The organism is Rhizobium croatiense (assembly GCF_019793465.1).
GTDB classification, from domain to species: domain Bacteria; phylum Pseudomonadota; class Alphaproteobacteria; order Rhizobiales; family Rhizobiaceae; genus Rhizobium; species Rhizobium croatiense.
Genome location: NZ_JAILYJ010000004.1, coordinates 75,143 through 92,195 on the forward strand (window position 1 = coordinate 75,143; position 17,053 = coordinate 92,195).

Genomic DNA, 17,053 nt, shown 5'->3' on the forward strand with positions numbered 1-17,053 from the left:
CCCGCGAACTAGGGCTTGCCCTGCCCCACCATGACCGGGTGCAGGGAGATGATATTCGTCGATCAGGCCAAGGGTCAGGGTGTGGGCAAGCTCCGGACCGGCGACTTCGATCTCCCCAATTTCACCCCAGCACCATGGTAGCGGACTTGGATGAGGGGAATCTGGGATGTCGATCTTGCTAAGAAGTTTGTCACTACTGGTTGGAATAACATTGGCGGTGCCTGCCTTTGGCAATTGCTTAACCGCCAATGAGACCAAACAAGGCGTACTGCTGACCAGAGAGGTGCCTTTCCTTTCCGTATTCTACAAGCCAGACGGTCCGGGTCTCACCGAACAAAAGCTGGTGGAGCGTAACCGTTCACTGCAGCCGGTGTCGGCTGTATATTTGCACCCCTTGCTCGTCGAAAAAAGAGTTGGTCCCAACGGGACGCATGAGCTGAAATACGCGAATGCGATTGCGTTGGACGATCTACCACAGAAGAGGAACTGGCAATCCGACACGACGCTTTTCATCAATGGCAAAAAATCCGTTTCGGGCACGACTTTTATTAGGTTCGACGGCTTGGGAGAGGAAACGATTGCATCTTGTTCCTACAAAGTTTGGGCCATCAACAGCCGTCTGGAACTGACGGAATTGCCTCCGATTATTTTCGAACAATACTATTCCCCCGAGCTTCGTCTCGTTCTTCGTTCGGTAAGGCTAGGCCCCTCCGGCCAGCCGTTGAGCGAGGTTCGATTTGATCGGTTCCAAATTGGCTGGGGCAACTGATCGATCGTGAGGTCAGGCTGCCAGCACGAAAGCTGGCTCGCATCAATTTCTTGAAGTCGAGACCGCAGAACCGGCGATACCGTCAAATACGATGCGCAGAACATGCGACTGCTTGGGGAAGGTGTCCGTTTATCTCGGGCATCGATACGCCGGAGATTGGTTCGCACGCAAAGTGTACCAGAATCATGAACTGCGATGCTGCGCCGCTGGCGCGAAACGACCGGCCACGAGGACCTCGGCACTGCCCGAACTCCGCACTGCCCGCGCCTCGGACGACCCCACCGCCACCGCCGACGTCGGCGGCTTGAGGCGGGGAACGACTGATTGCCTTTTCGGACGAAGCGTGTGTCGCACGAGGCCGCGTTCGAACGCACCGTCAGTTCTATCGCCGACTGCACCGGTGAATCGCTGGAGACGCCTCAACCGCTTCATGATCGCGAGGAAGTCGCGGCGAAGGGGCGGCGCGCGAAGCGCCCGCCCCTTGGACTTTTAACCGCGACCGCCCCTCGTCCGACTCAGGGATGCTACAGGGCCGCGCTGTCTATTGCTGCTGTTGCTGTGCCGGCGGCGGTGTTCCGATCTTGTCCAGAACCTTCTTGGCGAGGGCCGGGTCGCTCTGCGCCGCCGTCAGGATCGAGGAATATTCCTCGACCGAGATGTCGTTGGAGGATTGGACGGTTTCGACCATCTCCTTCTTGGCCTCCTCCTGCAGCTTTTGCTTTGCTGCCTGATCCTTCGTTGCGTCGATCTTGGCCGAATATTGCTGCCGGACCTTATCGACCTGCAGGTAGGCGACGGCAAAGGCTTCGAGTTTCTGATCGCTGACGGGCGCGCTGGTACCGCCGCCCTGTCCCTGCATCGGCGCCTGGCCCTGTTCGGGCTGCTGTTGCGCCTGGGCCATCTCCACAGCGGATGCCGGGCTGAGAGCCAGCAGGCTGAAGACCGCAGCGGTCATCGTTGCAAGGGATGTGTAACGAGTGATCATTTTCATTCCTTTTCCGGTGATTTCGGTCGATCGCTCGGCCGCTGAAAGGCCGGCGAGGTCGCGACGATGAAGCCTGAAAAGGGCAGGATGCGGCGGTAACAGGGCTATTTGCTGACGATTGCGCGGCGGCTTTGTGACCGTCGGCGGCAGATCAACCGCTACCGCGCAAACCTTCTTGCCCCGGCGACGCACAGGATAACGGCGACCGTTACAGCCAGCATTGCCCACGTCACCGGCTCGCGCAGCAGGGTGGCGGCAAGCGCCAGGCCGAAAAACGGCTGGAGCAGCTGCAGCTGGCCGACGGCGGCGATGCCGCCCTGCGAGAGGCCGCGATACCAGAAGATGAAGCCGATCAGCATGGAGAACAGCGAGACATAGGCAAGGCCGACGAGCGCCGGCATTTCGATGCCGGCAAAACTCACTGGCCGGTATAGAAAGGCGACCGTGACCATTAGCGGCAGCGACAGCACCAGCGCCCAGGAAATTACCTGCCAGCCGCCGAGCGTGCGCGACAGCCTGCCGCCTTCGGCGTAACCGAGACCGCAGACAAGGACAGCCGCCAGCATCAGGACGTCGCCGACCGGCGATGCGGTCACCCCTTGCGCCAAGGCAAAGCCCGCCACCAGCGCGCTGCCGAGAATGGAAAAGAGCCAGAAGGCCGGCTTTGGCCGCTCGCCGGCGCGGATGACGCCGAAGGTCGCGGTTGCCAGCGGCAGAAGGCCGATGAAGACGATGGAATGGGCCGAGGTGACATGCTGCAGCGCTAGCGCCGTCAGCAGCGGAAAGCCCACCACGACGCCGAGCGCGACGACGACGAGCGAGACGATATCGCGCCCTGACGGCCGTTTCTCACGAAAGACGATCAGCAGGCAGAGCGCCAATACCCCGGCGATCGCCGCGCGCGCGACGGTCAGGAACACGGGATCGAACTGCGCCACCGCGACGCGCGTCGCCGGCAGCGAGCCGCTGAAGATCACCACGCCGACCAAGCCGTTGATCCATCCTGCCGTCATGCGTTCCATCATGCACTCTTCCTTCCCGATGCATGCCGTCCAAGCGCCCTCAGGTTTGGCAGCATGTATGAAAACAACGACCTAACGCGCCTCACTTGAATCAAATTCGCAGTGACGCGCTTCAGCCTTTATCGATCAGGACGGATGGCCAGGAAAGTGACGGTCTGATACGATTTCGACAAACTGTTATGATGCAGAAAGCAGTACAGATGAACGAAGAACTGGCAGGACGCACACGCATTGAGATGGTGATCGCAACGATCCGGCAGCGCATTGCCGGCCGCAGCCTGACGCCCGGCGCAAGGCTGCCCTCGGTCCGGGGATTGGCGGCGACGTTGAAGCTGTCGACCTCGACCGTGGTCGATGCCTATGAGCGCCTGGTCGCCGAAGGCGCGATACTGGCGAGACCAGGCTCCGGCTTCTATGTCGCCAGCCAGGCAGCACCCTTTGCGCTTGCCGAGGCCGGGCCGAAACTCGACCGTGCCGTCGATCCCTTCTGGATATCGCGGCAATCGCTGGAGGCCGGCGAGAGCGACCTGAAGCCCGGCTGTGGCTGGCTGCCGCCCTCCTGGCTGCCCGGCGAAGCCATGCGCCGCGGGCTCAGAACGCTTTCCCGCGCCGACGGGCCGGCGCTTGCCGATTACGGTTCGCCGCTCGGCCTGCCGCCGCTGCGCCAGCTGATTTCGCGGCGCATGGGCGAACGCGGCATCGAAGCCTCGCCGGATCAGATCATGCTGGCCGAATCCGGCACCCAGGCAATCGATCTGCTCTGCCGTTTCCTGCTGGAGCCCGGCGACACGGTGCTGGTCGACGACCCCTGCTACTTCAATTTCCACGCGCTGCTGCGCGCCCATCGGGCAAAGATCGTCGGCGTGCCCTATACGCCGTCCGGTCCCGATATCGAGCTGTTTGCGCAGGTCGTCGCCGAACACCGGCCGCGCCTCTACATCACCAACTCCGCCATCCACAACCCGACTGGCGCAACCCTTTCGCCGGTGACGGCCCACCGCCTCCTGAAACTCGCCGATCAGTTCGACCTCACCATCATCGAGGACGATATTTTCGCCGATTTCGAATATACGCCGGCGCCCCGCCTTGCCGCCTTCGACGGGCTCGAGCGGGTCATCCATATCGGCAGCTTTTCGAAGACGCTCTCAGCCTCGGCCCGCTGCGGCTTCATCGCCGCCAAACCGGAATGGGTCGACGGACTGACCGATCTCAAGATCGCCACCGCCTTCGGCGGCGGCCGGCTGACGGCGGAACTGGTGCTGAACGTCTTGAGCGACGGCAGCTACCGCAAACACATGGAGACGCTGAGACAGAGGCTTTCCCGAGCGATGGGCGAGGTCTCGGCCGGGCTGAAAGGCCTTGATATAACACCCTGGCTGGAGCCGCCGGCCGGGATGTTCCTCTGGTGCCGGCTGCCCGACGGCATCGATGCGGCCGACGTGGCGCGGGCCGCGCTGGAAAGGAAGATCGTGCTTGCCCCCGGCAATGCTTTCAGCCTGTCGCAATCGGCGACGAATTTCATGCGGTTCAATGTGTCGCAGACGCGGGATCGGCGGGTGTTCGAGGTGCTGGAGGAGGTATTGGGGAGGCTGAGGAAGTGAGGCGACACGCTACAGACAGCATCTTGCGGCGGCGGTCACCTCGCACCAACCCTTACTCCGTCATTCCTGTGCTTGTCACAGGAATCCAGCGCGCCCAAGTCCTTGGGCGCGGGAGACTCTTTTTCAAAGGTCGGATTAAGTCATTCACGGCGCAGACGCGCCGTGGCTGGATTCCTGTGACAAGCACAGGATGACGGAGGAGAGGTTAGGCTAGTCGATGCCAGGCCCGGGGGCCGCACGGCACGGCCTTCATCCTCATCTCGTTCAACGCCACACCTCAAAACGACCGATTGACCGCCTTGTCGTTCTCCAGCCGCGTCACGCAGCCTTCGAGCTTGGCGAGCAGCAGATCGAAATCGAGCGGCTTCGTCAGGTAGTCCGCCGCCCCGGCCCGCAGGCCCGCAAGCGTGTTTTCCCGGTCGGTCAGCGCCGTCAACAGGATGAAGGGGATGTTGGAGAGCTCGGGGTGGTTGATCTGGATTTCCGCCAGAAGCTGGTGCCCGTCCATGACAGGCATCGAAATATCGCTGATGACGATGTCTGGCCATTTCGACAGGATCATTTCCAGGCCCTCGGCGCCGTTCGAGGCCTCGAGCGTCTTGTAGCCGGCTTCGCTCAACTCTTCGACGAGGAGATTCCGGATCTCGACTTCGTCTTCTATGCACAAGACTGTAACCATGAGCTCTTCCTTAAGCTGCGACTTGTTGATCCGACAATAGAGACCCTATTGGCAGAGAAATGGTAAATGTTGTGCCCTTGCCAAGCTCGCTCGTCACCTCGACGCTGCCGCCATGCAGCTCGATAACCTGCTTGACGACATTCAGGCCAATGCCGGTTCCGGCAATGCCCGTGGCGCTGCGGGCCCGGTAATAGGGTTGAAACAGTTTCGGCAGGTCATCCGCATCCATGCCGATGCCCCTATCGGCGATGGCGATTTCCACCGTCATTTCATCAACCCGGGCGCGAACATGAATGTCAGCCGCATTGGGCGAATATTTGACGGCATTGGAAATCAGGTTGGTGAAGACCTGTTCCATCGCGCTTCGATCGAAGTTCAATAGATCAGGTATCTGCTCGAGATCGAGATGGAAGACATGCGAGCGGCTGAACTCGCGCCGTCTGTCGCAGCAGGCGACGAGCAGCGCTTTCAGATCGCCTTCGCTCCGCTTCAATATGATCCGTCCGGTCTCGAGCCGACCGCTGGCAAGGATGCTCTCCATCAGATCGACCATGCGCACCACCGCGCTTCGGATCACTCCGGCTTTTTCGTGAACGTACTCGCCGCTGACATTGGTCGTCGAGCGGCAGAGCCGCTGGGCGGCGGCGTCGATGATCGCAAGCGGGGTTCGAAATTCGTGCGAGGCCATGGCGACGAACTGGCGCTGGAGCGCATTCACCTGGCGTTCGTGCACCAGCAGGCGGTCCAGCTCTTCCCTCTGTCTTTCGATTTCTGCGGTTCGATCCGCCACCATCTCTTCCAGATGGTTGCGATGGTGGGTGAGCTCAGCCTGACTGTCCATCAGGGTCAGCGAGGTCCGATGCAGTCCTCGTCCGAGCCAGAACACCGCGGCGATCAGCAGGGCAAGGCAGCCGAGCCCGGCCGGCGCAATCTGCTGAAGCAGCATGAAACCCGGCCGGATCGGCTGCCAGACGAGATAGCCGATCGTGCCGCCGTCATGCGACGATACAGGTACCTGCGCCCGTGCGTCACTCTTCGATCCGGTAAAATGCAATCCTTCGAGCCGCGCATAATGGGCGATGCTTTCGACCGCCTTTCCGTCGAGGAACTTGACCGAGACGGCGATGAACTCCTGGCCGGCCTCGATTTGCATCCTTGTCGAGCTCGGCAGAATGGGGCGCGCACTTATTATCGCCGGCCTGTTGCCGATCATGATCGTGCGGACCCTAGCGAGCTGACCAAGCGGTTCGGCGCCGGGCTTTTCGCTATCGAGGAGAGCAGCCCGCATTTCGCCCGCCAGCGCCGTCATCTCCTGGCCGTCGTCGCTGCCGAGGCGCGGCGGCATGGTGTCCGCGCCGTCACGGAACGCAAACATCAGGCGATTGGTATCGTCGAAGATATAGGTCCTGTCGTGCCCGAAATACTGGCTCGTCCACCGGCCGATATTGTCGAGCAGCCATTCATGGTTTCGCTGCTTGGCATAGAGGAAGGCATCGTCCCATTTGGTGACGCTTTCCTGCTCCCGCGGAAGTGCCGCGATCTGCTCTTCCAATCCTTGGCCGACGAAGTCGGCCTGTCGGCGCAACGAGAGATCGTCGACCTTCACCGCGGCAAGCCACGCAAATCCGCACAGCAACACAGCCGCGGCGCAGGTGAGCGTCACCAGGACGAATGTAATGTGGGGTGTGAGCCCGACCTTCAATACCTGCAACCTTGTGATGGCGCCCGCTGTCGAGAAATTGACACGCAAAGGTTGACGGACCGTGAATTATGCGCTCCCGTGCGGGTCTGCGGCAGGTCTCCGATAGGCATTCCGCAATCGTTGAAGGAGAAGCACATGGATGCAGCAGCATCGCCGGATACGTCAGGCATCAGGATCGAGCCGATCGCCGCCGTCCATATCGACAGCTTTCATCGTACGCTGGACGTCGTCGCGCGGGAGAAAAAATACCTGTCCATGCTGGAAGCATCGCCCCTGCCCCAGACTCGTGAGTTCGTGATGGGCATGATTGCGAAAGGCAATCCGCAATTCGTTGCCACCGCTGGAGACGAGGTCGTCGGTTGGTGCGATATCAGCCGGCATTTTTTCCCGTCGCATGCCCATCGCGGAAACCTCGGAATGGGAATCCTTCCCGCCTATCGGGGCAAGGGTCTCGGACGAAGGCTCATCGAGACGACCTTGAGAGCCGCACAAAAAAGCGGTTTTGCCCGGGTTGAACTCAATGTTTACGAAGACAACGCCCGGGCTATCGCTCTCTACGAAAAGACGGGATTTGCCCGCGAAGGCATCGTCCGGCGTGCGGCACGAATCGACGGTCGGTTCATCGATGCGATCAGCATGGCGTTTCTGTTCGATGAGCGCGGCTTCTCATAGATCCTGGTATCGCCGTCATTTTTTGAACAAGCTCTTTTGAGCAATTCCAATCGCGACACGATTGTGCAGACCTCCGTCGGCCAGGCACTCCCTATCGGGCGAAAGCCTCGAACGGATTCTCGTGGGTCAGGCGCGTCAGGGTCCCATCGTCTATGCCTCGCCGTCTTAGCTCGGGCAGCAAGATCGTGGAAAGATGGGTGTACGGTTTCGGGGTCCCGCCCATCGGCAGCGCCGGATCGAACCAGCCGCGGTCATGGCTCAACAACAGGCGGTCGCCGCAACCGGCCTCCAGCGCCCTGATCACCAGCTCCGCCACCTCGTTATCTTCAGCCCGGCCGACATGGTCATACTCGATCCAGGCGCCGCGCTCGGCGACGGCGACGTTATAGCCGAAGTCCTTTTCTTCCTGCGTATGAATCGAGATAAATCTGTCGGCCCGATAGCCCTCCCCCTCGATGACGTCGAGCTGATCCATGACGACCCGCCCCCTGATTGTATGGCTGCCGATGACCGCGTCTGTCTGCGCCGCGGCGCGCGCCGCTGCCCGCAGGATTTTCGTCTCGAGCGGCGTCATGCCGTCATCGCCGGCGCTGAGCTTGATCCAGCCGGCCTGAAACCCGGTCTCGTCGATCTGCTCCGTCAGTTCGCGAAGCATCCACGCCTCCAGTGCCTTTTCGGAAGCATGGCGGACCCATTCGGGTATCCAGGGTTCACGGTAATTGCCCGTGGGAACGACGATCGGAAAATTCGTTGCAAGTGACACGGCAAGATCCATGTCCGCACGCCGTCCGACGCCGCCCGTCGAGCATTCGACGAGTGCCGTCACCCCGAGCTTCTTGATCCGTTCGATTTCAGGCGCCATCAGCCGAACGACGTCTTCGGTCTCCGCTTCGGCATAACCGGGCTGGTCCGGCGTCCTGAGATCGACGAAAACGTGCTCGTGCGGGAGGATCATCCCAAGCTCGGATTTGCTCTTAGGCCCGAGCGTCGTGCGCAGGTATTTCAAAGTCTCTCCTCGCGGCTGGATCGGCTTGCGTGGAGCCCTCGAGCACCGAAGCCTCGCCACTGCCGCGAAAGTAGATCGTCAGGTGACGAAATCAATCACCCGCTCGATCGAGATTCGCATTGCGGGGATCGGACCTCACCGCGTGGCGCATCGGTCACCCCGGCCGGCGCACGGCGCGGATCTTGCCACTGCCGCCGCCACCGCAGAAGAAGCGGTCGGCGCCGTCGGATTCGAGGCCGGAGACGCCGGTGCCTTCCGGCATATCAAGCCGCTCCAGCACCTCTCCCGTTTCCGGATCGATGCGCCTGACGTCGCTGTCGTCGCCCTCCCAGGTGCCATGCCAGAGCTGGCCGTCGATCCAGGTGACGCCCGTGACGACACGGTTCGACTCGATGGTGCGCAGGATCTTGCCGGTCTCGGGATCGATCTGGTGAATCTTGCGACCGCGGTGCTGGCCGACCCAGAGTGTGCCTTCCGACCAGGCGAGGCCGGAGTCGCCGCCATTGCCGGGCGCAGGGATGGTGGACAGGATGCGGCCGGTCTTCGGATCGATCTTGTGAATGACGTCCTCGGCGATCTGATAGAGGAATTCGCCGTCGAAAGCCGTCCCGGCATGGGAGGCGACCTCGATCGAGCGCACCACCTCGCCGCTTTCCGGATCGAGCGCGTTCAGCCTGTCGCCGGAGGCGAACCAGACATGCCTGCCGTCGAAAGTGACACCATTGACGCGCTCGGCGCCGGGAAACGGCCCGTATTCACGCAGGATATTCGCAGCTGATTTTTTCATCGCTTCCTTCCCTCAGTTCGGCTCATCCTAATCGCTCGGCAGCGGTCCGGGGAGTAACAAGATCGTCGGGAAACCCGGCAGCGGCGGGCTCATCCAGCGCCGTGCACGACCGCGCCCGAGCGACTGCACCTTGCCTTCGCCGGCAAGGGCATCCAGCGCACGCTGCACGGTGCGGGGGCTGGCCGCAAGCGCGATCGCCAGGGCCGAGCTCGACCACGCCTCGCCATCGGCCAGGAATGCGAGCACGGCCCCATGCTGACCTTCGACCAGCGGCGCCAGCACGGCGATATCGCCGGCGGCGCGTGGCGAAAGCGCAAAACCGCGCTTCGTCGCCGAGACCTCCGCCAGTCCGGCAAGTGCTGCGCGCAACCGGCCAATCTCGACGCGCAGCCGGGCGCGATGTGATTCATCGGCATGTTTGCCACGAAAGGCGCGTGCGATGAGCGTACCCCTTGCCACATCCGCCGGCCAGGCTTCGGCGAGCGTACGGGCGAGCGCAAACAGCACCGGCCGCGTCGCCAGTGAGACGGCATTGCCCGCGCTCCACACCACATGACGGCAGGCATCGACGACGAGCGTGCGGGAGGAAAGCAGGGCTTCCACCTCCGCAAGCCGCAGCGGACGCTCCTGTCCGCGCGACACCAGCCGTGCCGCCGGGGTCGCGAGCACCAGCGCGGCAGCTTCGACCTCCCGCTTCAAAGCGGGGATGTCGGCCGTGCGCGCGGCAAGCCTTGCCCGGTCGAAGGCAGATCGTGCCGCCTCGGTTCGCAGACGCCGGACGGCAATGCCTGATACCACCAGCTCGTGGGCGGCCCGCAAAGCCGGCGGCAGCGGCGTCGGATCGAGCGCTGCGAGCGCGCGTTCGGCCTCGTCGAGGCGGCCGATCAGCACCAGCCTGCGGATGGCGACATTGCCCGCATGGGCGGCATTGACGCTGTCGCCATGCGCCTCCAGCACCTTGCGCGCCGCGTCCAGCGCCTTGACCGGCCAGGTCAGATCGCGCGAGACAAGCGCGATCTCGGCCTCGGCGACCACGCAGCGCGCCCGCGCCACAGCCTCCCGCGGACCGAAGGCGCGCGCGGCATTCTTCAAGAGCGCCTTGGCGCGGACGAGATCGCCGAGCTGCGCCATGGCGATGCCGCGCAATGCCAGCGCCGGCGCGTCGTCGCGCAGCGCCACCCGCTTCAGTGCGCCGAGTGCATCGCCCGATGCCAGCGCCAGCGCCGCGGCCGTGATCAGCGAGTCCATTCAAATCCCGTCACACTTGTCACTCCCGCCATTCCTCTGTCCAGCCGTAATCTGCTCGGCGCCGGCAGACAATCCGCGCCGGATGGTACGACGACAGACAGGCAAAGGAGAAGACCCATGACGACACAGCTGAATGCAACACGCGAGCAGTGGCTGGCAGCAAGGCTCGATCTGCTCGAGGAGGAGAAGGAACTGACCCGCCAAAGCGACGCGCTGGCCCTGAAGCGCCAGCAATTGCCCCGCGTCAGGATCGACAAGGAATATCGCTTCGACACCGAAGGCGGCGATGCCTCGCTGAAGGATCTGTTCGGCGGGCGCTCGCAACTTCTCGTCTACCACTTCATGTTCGGGCCGGATTACAGCGCCGGCTGCCCCTCCTGCTCCTCGATCGCCGACGGCTTCAACGGCTTCTTCGTCCATCTCGAAAATCACGACGTCGCCTTTTGGGCCGTTTCGCGCGCGCCGCTTGCAAAGCTCCTGGCGTTCCGGCAGCGCATGGCCTGGCGCTTCCCCTGGGCCTCCTCCGGCGGCAGCGATTTCAACAGCGATTTCGGGGTCTGGTTCAGCGACGAGCAGCAGCGGCTGGGCGGCGTGGAATATAATTACCGCCGCGAACCGCCCGCCCCCGAACCGATGCCCAGCCGGAACATTGAGGAATGGCAGCAAGGCGGCAGCGACGAGCCGATCACGCAAATCGCCGCCATGACCGGCACCGATGTGCCCACCTATGTCCGCGACCGGCCGGGCGTCAGCGCCTTCGAGCTCATCGACGGCGCCGTCTACCACAGCTATTCCAGCTATGCGCGCGGATTGGATGGCCTCTGGGGCGTGTACCAATGGCTCGACCGCGCCCCGAAGGGTCGCAACGAAACCGGCATCTGGTGGCGCCACCACGACCGCTACGGCAAGGAGTGACGGTGATGCTGCTCTCCGGCCACAGCTCGAAAAGCGGCAGCGAACACGCTGCACCAGGCGGCGGAGCCGCCTTCAACACAGCTGAATGGCTGTCTGTATCGGCCGCCGCCGACGGAGCGGCCGGCAGACCGGGCGATTCCGCCCGGAGCTTGCCCGCCGCCGAATGGCTGTCGCTCGCTGCCGCGCCGACCTTCGCAATCATGGCATTACTGACGGCCGCGACCGGCAGCCCCGACATGATCTGCACGACCGCGCCCGAACTCTTTCCGATCGGCGGAATGGTGCCGATGTATCTGCTGATGAGCGGCTTTCACCTGGCGCCCTGGCTGCGGCTCATGGCCGGCCGGCGAGGCCTGGGACAGCCGTGATGAACAGCGTGGCGATGTGGCGCGGCGGCTTGGAGGATCGATAGGGCAGCCTGTTTACAGGCGGGTGACCCTAGACGGTGCGTGCCCGTTCACGAGGAGAAAATCGATAGCTTCCGCGGCCCAGCCGTTCTGGGCAAGCCACTCTGCGAGCGCTTCGCGTGTGGCAAAGACCGGACTTACCGGAGAGCCTTCGCTTACATTTTCGTAGAGCTGGAAGGCGGTTTTGCTGGAATCCTCCATGTCGTAAAGCGGCTGATGGTGAGCTCCCACCTCATATTCACCGTCCTCATCGACCGGATGTTGCCAATCGCTTGGAACTCGCACTATTTCAACGCCCAAAGCTCGATCTCCTTTGCGGGATGGACGCAGACGTCATGACAGCGCCTCGCCCGGCTTTCAATCCCGTTTTTGCATCGCCAGTGGCCGCTAACCTCTCTTCCGTCATTGCTATGTCCGCCCACCTCTCCTTCCTCATTCCTGTCCTCGGGCTTCGACCCGAGCACAGGGATCAGGGAGGGTGAGGCAGCGCTTTCGTCCAAATATTGCGTCGGCGGAGGGGATGGCGCGAATGATTGGCGCGCGCGAGGCACCGCGGAGAGCCGGTTTTTCCAATGACCCTATCCTGAGGTGCGAGCAACCCACAAGGTCTAGCTCGCAGGACAAGGCTCTCTCGCGTGTTCCCTCGCCGGCCGCTCACCCCTCCGCCAAAACCCTGCGGATCGCCTCCCAGCTCTCCGCATCCGGCGCCAGCAGCAGCCTGCCCTTCGTCATCGCCGGCCGATAAGCCTCGCCGCTCAGCAGCGCGCCGTAGCCGCCGGCTTCGCGGTGGATCAGGACGCCGGCGGCGTGGTCCCAGGGTTTGAGTTCGACGTTGAGGGAAAAGCTCATCGCCCCTGTCGCCACCGCCCGGTACTCATAGGCCGAGCAGCGCCAGGTGGTGGTGCGGGCAAAGCGCAGCAGGTGGCGGGCGTAGGCCGGCTGGTCTTCGGAGGGAAACATGTGCAGCGGCACGAAGCCGTGCATTTCCCCGACGGGCGACGGCGGCGCGGCGGCAAGGCGGGTCTGCGCGCCGTCGCGGGCGATGTGCCATGCGCCCAGGCCCTTCCGCGCAGCGAGGAAATCGCCGGTGACGGGGTAATGGATCAGCCCGGCCACGGTCTCTCCGCCGGAGACGATCGCCACGATCATGCCGAAGAGCGGCACCCCGTGGGCGAAGTTCCAGGTACCGTCGACAGGATCGATGAGGACGGCGAGATCGGCATCGGCAAACCGCGCCAACAGCGCGGGATCGGCCGAGACCGCCTCTTCGCCGACGAGCAGCGCTTCTCGAAACCGCGCCGAAAACGCCTCGCCAAGCCACCGTTCGGCGCCGAGATCGGCATCGGTCACCAGATCGTCGGGCGCGGTCTTGGTGCGGATGCCCTCGGCAACGACGCCGAGGAAGCGGGGCAGGATTTCCGCCCCCGCCGCCGCACGCATATCCTCCATCAGCGCGGAGAACAGCGCATCGGAAATCTCCCTCACTTCTGGCGCGCCTCGATATAGGCCTTCAGCGCCGCCGGCTGGTCGGTCTGGATGACGCTGATGCCGGATGCCATCATCCGGCCCCAGATCGCATCGGGATGGGCAAGGGCCGCGCTGTCGGTCAGGCCGCAGCAGGAGACCGGATCGAGCGAGTTGACCCAGAGCGAAATGCCGGCCTCGCGCAGCCGCGGGTGCTGCCCGGCCAGCGTCTCCAACCGGTCGAACTTGGCTTCGCACATGAACGGCCTGATCGAAAGGATCGCCTCGGCCGTCTGATCGGCACTTCCCTCACGGAAGAAGGCTTGGCCCATGAAGGGAATGCCGTCGATGCCGCCTTGCGCGGAAAGCCAGGCGAGCGCCTCCGGCGTGCCGGCGGCAGCCTTGAGATCGACCTGGTCTTCCATGCCCATTTCCTTGACCTTGGCGGCGACGATGCCGAACATCTCGCGGTCCTTGAGGTCGAGATCGACGAAGATCCGGCCGCGCGCGGTTTCGAGCACCTGTTCCAGCGTCGGAATGGTCTCGGTCGTGAACGGCTGATCCGGCCCGCCATCAGCCATGCGCAGCCTGAGGCTGGTGATTTCGGCGATCGTCATCTCCTCGGGAATGCGGTCGATGCCGGCCATGCGCTCAAGCGTATCGTCATGCAGGATGAACAGCATGCCGTCGGCGCTTTGGCGGATATCCACCTCGACGATGTCATAGCCGCCGGCGATGGCGGCCTCGATCGCCGCAAGGCTGTTTTCGGGAGCATGATGCCAGGCGCCGCGATGGGCGACGATGGCACAGGGACGCGACGGGTCGGCAATGTGGTCGATGTATTTCATGGAGGTTCCTTCAATTTGCGCCGAATGCGCCTGGTATGGCCCTGCCGCTCGCCGCATCGAAGAGATGCAGGCGAGAGGCCGGGAAATGGAGAGAGAGCTGGTCGTGGTCGGCGACCTCGGCCCCGAAGGGTGTGGCGATCCTGACGGTCGAGCCGGCAAGCTCGGCGGCGAGCACCGAGTGTGAGCCGAGGTCCTCGCGGAATCGCAAGGCGGATGTGAGCCCATGGCCGTCCGCCCTGCCGCCGAAAAGGATATCCTCGGGCCGAATGCCGAGCTGATAGGCGCCGGTGAGCTTCGATTGCACGACCGCCTGTCCGTCGGCGAGTCTCAGCACCGCGCCGTCGCCGGTGACGGGCAGAATGTTCATCGGCGGCGCGCCGATGAATTTCGCCACGAAGACCGAGGCTGGATGGTGATAGATCGCCTTCGGCGTGTCGAACTGCTCGATGCGCCCCTTGTTGAGGATCAGGATGCGGTCGGCAAGCGTCATCGCCTCCACCTGGTCATGGGTGACGAAGACGGTGGTGGCGCCGATACGCCGGTGGAGCTCGGCAAGCTCGACGCGCATGTCGTGGCGCAGCTGCGCATCGAGGTTCGACAGCGGTTCATCGAAGAGCAGCACGCCGGGCTCGCGCACGATGGCGCGGCCGATCGCGACGCGCTGGCGCTGGCCGCCGGAGAGCTGTCCCGGCTTGCGGGAGAGGTAGTCGGAAAGCCCGAGCATCTTCGCCACCGCGCCGACCCGCTCGATGCGCTCCGCCTTCGCCATGCCGGAAACCCTGAGGCTGTAGGCGATGTTGTCGAAGACGCTCATATGCGGATAGAGCGCATAGTTCTGGAACACCATGGCGCAGCCCCGATGTTTCGGCTCGAGATCCTGCACCTGCCGCCCGCCGAAGGCGATCGTCCCGCCGCTCACCCGCTCGAGGCCGGCGATCATCTGCAGCAGCGTGGACTTGCCGCAGCCGGAGGGGCCGAGCACGACGGTGAATTCGCCGGCCCTGAGCTCGACGTCCATCGGCAGAACGACGGTGGTCGCGGCGTCATAGGCCTTGGTGACGCCCGCAAGCGTGATATTGGCGGCAGCGGCGCGGATGGCCAGGTCGATCGCATTCATCGCTATTTCTCCGTGAGAGCGAGGCCCTGGACGAGAAAGCGCTGCAGCAGCGCGATCATCGCCAGCGGAATGATGGAGACGATGATGGCGCCGGCCATGATCATCGGGAAATCCGGCATCTCACCGTCGGCATCGGGAACGAGCCGCGCCAGCCCGACGACGGCGGTCTGCATGTCGGGTGTCGAGGCCGCTATCAGCGGCCAGAGATATTGCGTCCAGCCGCTGAGGAAGGTCAGCACGAAGAGTGCGGCAAAGCTGGTGCGCGACAGCGGCAGCAGAATATCGAAGAGGAAGCGGATCGGCCCCGCCCCATCCATGCGCGCCGCCTTGAAAAGGTCCTTGGGCAAGGTCAGGAAGAACTGGCGGAACAGGAAGGTGCCGGTGCCATGCGCGACAAGCGGTGCAACGAGTCCGAGATGCGTGTTCAAGACGCTCCATTCCAGCTTCACCGGCGCGCCGAAATAGTCAGCGATTAGGCCGTTGAGGCCAGTGACGTCGAGCAGCGCATTGACGGGTGAAAACACGTTCGCCGCCACCTGATAGGTGGTGATGACGCGGATATCGAGCGGCAGCATGATGGTCGCAAGGATGAGCGCGAAGGCGGCACCGGCCCAGCGGATGCGGAAATAGACGATGGCATAGGCCGACAGGAACGACAGGATGCAGGTGAAGACCGCGATGCTGAAAGCCGTCACCATGCTGTTGACGATCTGGACCGGAATATGCGTTTCGGCAAAAACCCGCGCCATGTTGGAGAAGAGCCGGCCGCCCGGATACCAGGCGAGCCCGTTGCGCAGCATGAATTCGTAGGATTGCGAGGCGGTCGACAGCGTCAGGTAGAGCGGCCCGAGGATATAGAGGATGCCGGCGATGAGAATGAGACTGGCCACAATATTGAGGGAGCGGGCGTTTTCGATCATGGTTCACCTGTCGTAGCTGACGCGCCGGCCGAGGAAGAGGAACTGGGCGGCGGTAAGGAGGACGACGAAGACCATCAAGATCGTCGTCTGGGTCGAGGCGCCGGAGAGATCGTAGCCGGAGAAACCGTCGGTATAGATCTTGTAGACGAGCAGCGTCGTCGAACCGCCCGGCCCGCCGTCGGTCATCGTATCGATCAGCGAGAAGGCCGAGGTGACGCTTTCGGTGAATTCCAGCACCAGCGTCAGGAAAAGCTGCGGCGCAATCAGCGGCAGCTGCACGTCGAAGATGCGCCGCCACGGCCCTGCCCCGTCCATCGCCGCCGCCTGGTGCAAGCTGCGCGGGATCGACTGCAGGCCGGCGAGCAGGATGACGAAATTGAACGGAATGCCGCCCCAGACATGCGCCGCGATCAGCGTGATGAAGGCGTCCGTGCCGTCGATGCCCGGCGCCCAGATGCCGGGAAAGGCGGAATTCAGCGGCACCAATAGGCCGACGAACGGATTGAAGATGAAGGCGAAGACGACGCCGATCGAGGCGCCGGCAACCCCCTTCGGCCAGACCAGTACGTTGCGCGCCGGCAGCGACATCGGGATTTTCCGGTCGGCTGCAAGCGCCAGGATCAGCGGGATCAGCACCGCAAGCGTCGAACCGCAGACCATGAAGACAATGGTGCGCTGGCCGGCCTTCCAGAATTCGGGATCGGAAAGCACCCGGGCGAAATTGTCCCAGCCGACGAACATCGAGCCGCCGCCGAAGGGGCGTTCGAGGAAGAACGACCAGTAGAAGGCCTGGAAGATCGGCACATAGAAGAACAGTACGATCAGCAGCATGAGCGGCGCCACCAGCAGAAGCGGCAGCCAGCGATGGCTGAAGAGCGAAGATTCCGACGTCATGCTGGGAGATCCTGCAT

18 protein-coding genes are annotated in these 17,053 nt (G+C 63.3%); 5 read left to right on the plus strand and 13 right to left on the minus strand.

The window, feature by feature from the left end:
- Positions 1-166 precede the first annotated feature (166 nt).
- Positions 167-769, plus strand: a complete 603-nt coding sequence (locus K6M89_RS08320) for a hypothetical protein (RefSeq protein WP_222139089.1) — start codon at positions 167-169, stop codon at positions 767-769.
- A 541-nt stretch (positions 770-1,310) separates the two neighbouring features.
- Here K6M89_RS08320 and K6M89_RS08325 read toward each other — a convergent pair.
- Positions 1,311-1,754 carry a DUF4168 domain-containing protein gene (locus K6M89_RS08325; protein WP_222139271.1) on the minus strand — a complete coding sequence of 148 codons (444 nt, stop codon included), beginning with the start codon at positions 1,752-1,754 and terminating at the stop codon, positions 1,311-1,313.
- Between the two features lie 158 nt (positions 1,755-1,912).
- Positions 1,913-2,776: a DMT family transporter gene (locus tag K6M89_RS08330; protein ID WP_222139272.1), complete on the minus strand. Its 864-nt coding sequence runs from the start codon at positions 2,774-2,776 to the stop codon at positions 1,913-1,915.
- A 179-nt stretch (positions 2,777-2,955) separates the two neighbouring features.
- On the opposite strand from K6M89_RS08330, the gene K6M89_RS08335 reads away from it, so the two are divergent.
- Positions 2,956-4,377, plus strand: coding sequence for an aminotransferase-like domain-containing protein (locus K6M89_RS08335; protein WP_222139090.1), 1,422 nt, complete (start codon positions 2,956-2,958; stop codon positions 4,375-4,377).
- A 277-nt stretch (positions 4,378-4,654) separates the two neighbouring features.
- Here K6M89_RS08335 and K6M89_RS08340 read toward each other — a convergent pair whose 3' ends face one another.
- The gene (locus tag K6M89_RS08340; protein WP_064682565.1) at positions 4,655-5,056 is read right to left on the minus strand and encodes a response regulator; all 402 of its coding nucleotides are present in this window, start codon (positions 5,054-5,056) and stop codon (positions 4,655-4,657) included.
- 10 nt (positions 5,057-5,066) lie between these two features.
- A complete protein-coding gene (locus K6M89_RS08345; protein ID WP_222139091.1) occupies positions 5,067-6,806 on the minus strand; it encodes a sensor histidine kinase in 1,740 nt (579 codons plus the stop codon).
- Between the two features lie 87 nt (positions 6,807-6,893).
- Between K6M89_RS08345 and K6M89_RS08350 the strand changes: the two genes are divergently transcribed.
- Complete coding sequence (locus tag K6M89_RS08350) at positions 6,894-7,430, plus strand: GNAT family N-acetyltransferase (RefSeq protein WP_222139273.1); 537 nt, start codon at positions 6,894-6,896, stop codon at positions 7,428-7,430.
- Positions 7,431-7,521: 91 nt separating this feature from the next.
- Here the strand turns inward: K6M89_RS08350 and K6M89_RS08355 are convergent, their stop codons facing one another.
- The 3 genes from K6M89_RS08355 to K6M89_RS08365 all read right to left on the minus strand — a co-directional run bounded on the left by K6M89_RS08355 (position 7,522) and on the right by K6M89_RS08365 (position 10,471).
- Complete coding sequence (locus tag K6M89_RS08355) at positions 7,522-8,436, minus strand: phosphotriesterase family protein (protein WP_222139092.1); 915 nt, start codon at positions 8,434-8,436, stop codon at positions 7,522-7,524.
- A 154-nt stretch (positions 8,437-8,590) separates the two neighbouring features.
- Positions 8,591-9,223 carry a Vgb family protein gene (locus K6M89_RS08360; protein ID WP_222139093.1) on the minus strand — a complete coding sequence of 211 codons (633 nt, stop codon included), beginning with the start codon at positions 9,221-9,223 and terminating at the stop codon, positions 8,591-8,593.
- Positions 9,224-9,250: 27 nt separating this feature from the next.
- Complete coding sequence (locus tag K6M89_RS08365) at positions 9,251-10,471, minus strand: helix-turn-helix domain-containing protein (protein WP_097578943.1); 1,221 nt, start codon at positions 10,469-10,471, stop codon at positions 9,251-9,253.
- Between the two features lie 117 nt (positions 10,472-10,588).
- Between K6M89_RS08365 and K6M89_RS08370 the strand changes: the two genes are divergently transcribed.
- Together K6M89_RS08370 and K6M89_RS08375 are read left to right on the plus strand one after the other, a co-directional pair.
- Positions 10,589-11,386, plus strand: coding sequence for a DUF899 domain-containing protein (locus tag K6M89_RS08370; protein WP_097578942.1), 798 nt, complete (start codon positions 10,589-10,591; stop codon positions 11,384-11,386).
- 5 nt (positions 11,387-11,391) lie between these two features.
- Positions 11,392-11,754 carry a hypothetical protein gene (locus tag K6M89_RS08375; RefSeq protein ID WP_222139094.1) on the plus strand — a complete coding sequence of 121 codons (363 nt, stop codon included), beginning with the start codon at positions 11,392-11,394 and terminating at the stop codon, positions 11,752-11,754.
- A 54-nt stretch (positions 11,755-11,808) separates the two neighbouring features.
- Here the strand turns inward: K6M89_RS08375 and K6M89_RS08380 are convergent, their stop codons facing one another.
- The 6 genes from K6M89_RS08380 to K6M89_RS08405 form a co-directional block, all read right to left on the minus strand.
- On the minus strand, positions 11,809-12,093 hold the full coding sequence (locus tag K6M89_RS08380) for a hypothetical protein (RefSeq protein WP_097578940.1): 285 nt from the start codon (positions 12,091-12,093) through the stop codon (positions 11,809-11,811).
- Between the two features lie 354 nt (positions 12,094-12,447).
- Complete coding sequence (locus K6M89_RS08385; RefSeq protein ID WP_313138732.1) at positions 12,448-13,278, minus strand: inositol monophosphatase family protein; 831 nt, start codon at positions 13,276-13,278, stop codon at positions 12,448-12,450.
- Positions 13,275-14,105, minus strand: coding sequence for a glycerophosphodiester phosphodiesterase family protein (locus K6M89_RS08390; protein ID WP_222139095.1), 831 nt, complete (start codon positions 14,103-14,105; stop codon positions 13,275-13,277). Before K6M89_RS08390 ends, K6M89_RS08385 begins: the two co-directional genes overlap by 4 nt.
- Before the next feature lie 10 nt (positions 14,106-14,115).
- Positions 14,116-15,222 carry an ABC transporter ATP-binding protein gene (locus K6M89_RS08395; RefSeq protein WP_222139096.1) on the minus strand — a complete coding sequence of 369 codons (1,107 nt, stop codon included), beginning with the start codon at positions 15,220-15,222 and terminating at the stop codon, positions 14,116-14,118.
- 2 nt (positions 15,223-15,224) lie between these two features.
- Complete coding sequence (locus K6M89_RS08400) at positions 15,225-16,142, minus strand: ABC transporter permease subunit (RefSeq protein ID WP_222139097.1); 918 nt, start codon at positions 16,140-16,142, stop codon at positions 15,225-15,227.
- Positions 16,143-16,145: 3 nt separating this feature from the next.
- Complete coding sequence (locus K6M89_RS08405) at positions 16,146-17,036, minus strand: carbohydrate ABC transporter permease (protein ID WP_222139098.1); 891 nt, start codon at positions 17,034-17,036, stop codon at positions 16,146-16,148.
- Positions 17,037-17,053: the final 17 nt, after the last annotated feature.

Coding starts and splice junctions, on each gene's coding strand:
- K6M89_RS08320 (WP_222139089.1), top strand. CDS start 167: ATGTCGATCTTGCTAAGAAGTTTGTCACTACTGGTTGGAATAACATTG.
- K6M89_RS08325 (WP_222139271.1), bottom strand. CDS start 1,754: ATGATCACTCGTTACACATCCCTTGCAACGATGACCGCTGCGGTCTTC.
- K6M89_RS08330 (WP_222139272.1), bottom strand. CDS start 2,776: ATGGAACGCATGACGGCAGGATGGATCAACGGCTTGGTCGGCGTGGTG.
- K6M89_RS08335 (WP_222139090.1), top strand. CDS start 2,956: ATGATGCAGAAAGCAGTACAGATGAACGAAGAACTGGCAGGACGCACA.
- K6M89_RS08340 (WP_064682565.1), bottom strand. CDS start 5,056: ATGGTTACAGTCTTGTGCATAGAAGACGAAGTCGAGATCCGGAATCTC.
- K6M89_RS08350 (WP_222139273.1), top strand. CDS start 6,894: ATGGATGCAGCAGCATCGCCGGATACGTCAGGCATCAGGATCGAGCCG.
- K6M89_RS08360 (WP_222139093.1), bottom strand. CDS start 9,223: ATGAAAAAATCAGCTGCGAATATCCTGCGTGAATACGGGCCGTTTCCC.
- K6M89_RS08365 (WP_097578943.1), bottom strand. CDS start 10,471: ATGGACTCGCTGATCACGGCCGCGGCGCTGGCGCTGGCATCGGGCGAT.
- K6M89_RS08370 (WP_097578942.1), top strand. CDS start 10,589: ATGACGACACAGCTGAATGCAACACGCGAGCAGTGGCTGGCAGCAAGG.
- K6M89_RS08375 (WP_222139094.1), top strand. CDS start 11,392: ATGCTGCTCTCCGGCCACAGCTCGAAAAGCGGCAGCGAACACGCTGCA.
- K6M89_RS08390 (WP_222139095.1), bottom strand. CDS start 14,105: ATGAAATACATCGACCACATTGCCGACCCGTCGCGTCCCTGTGCCATC.
- K6M89_RS08395 (WP_222139096.1), bottom strand. CDS start 15,222: ATGAATGCGATCGACCTGGCCATCCGCGCCGCTGCCGCCAATATCACG.
- K6M89_RS08400 (WP_222139097.1), bottom strand. CDS start 16,142: ATGATCGAAAACGCCCGCTCCCTCAATATTGTGGCCAGTCTCATTCTC.
- K6M89_RS08405 (WP_222139098.1), bottom strand. CDS start 17,036: ATGACGTCGGAATCTTCGCTCTTCAGCCATCGCTGGCTGCCGCTTCTG.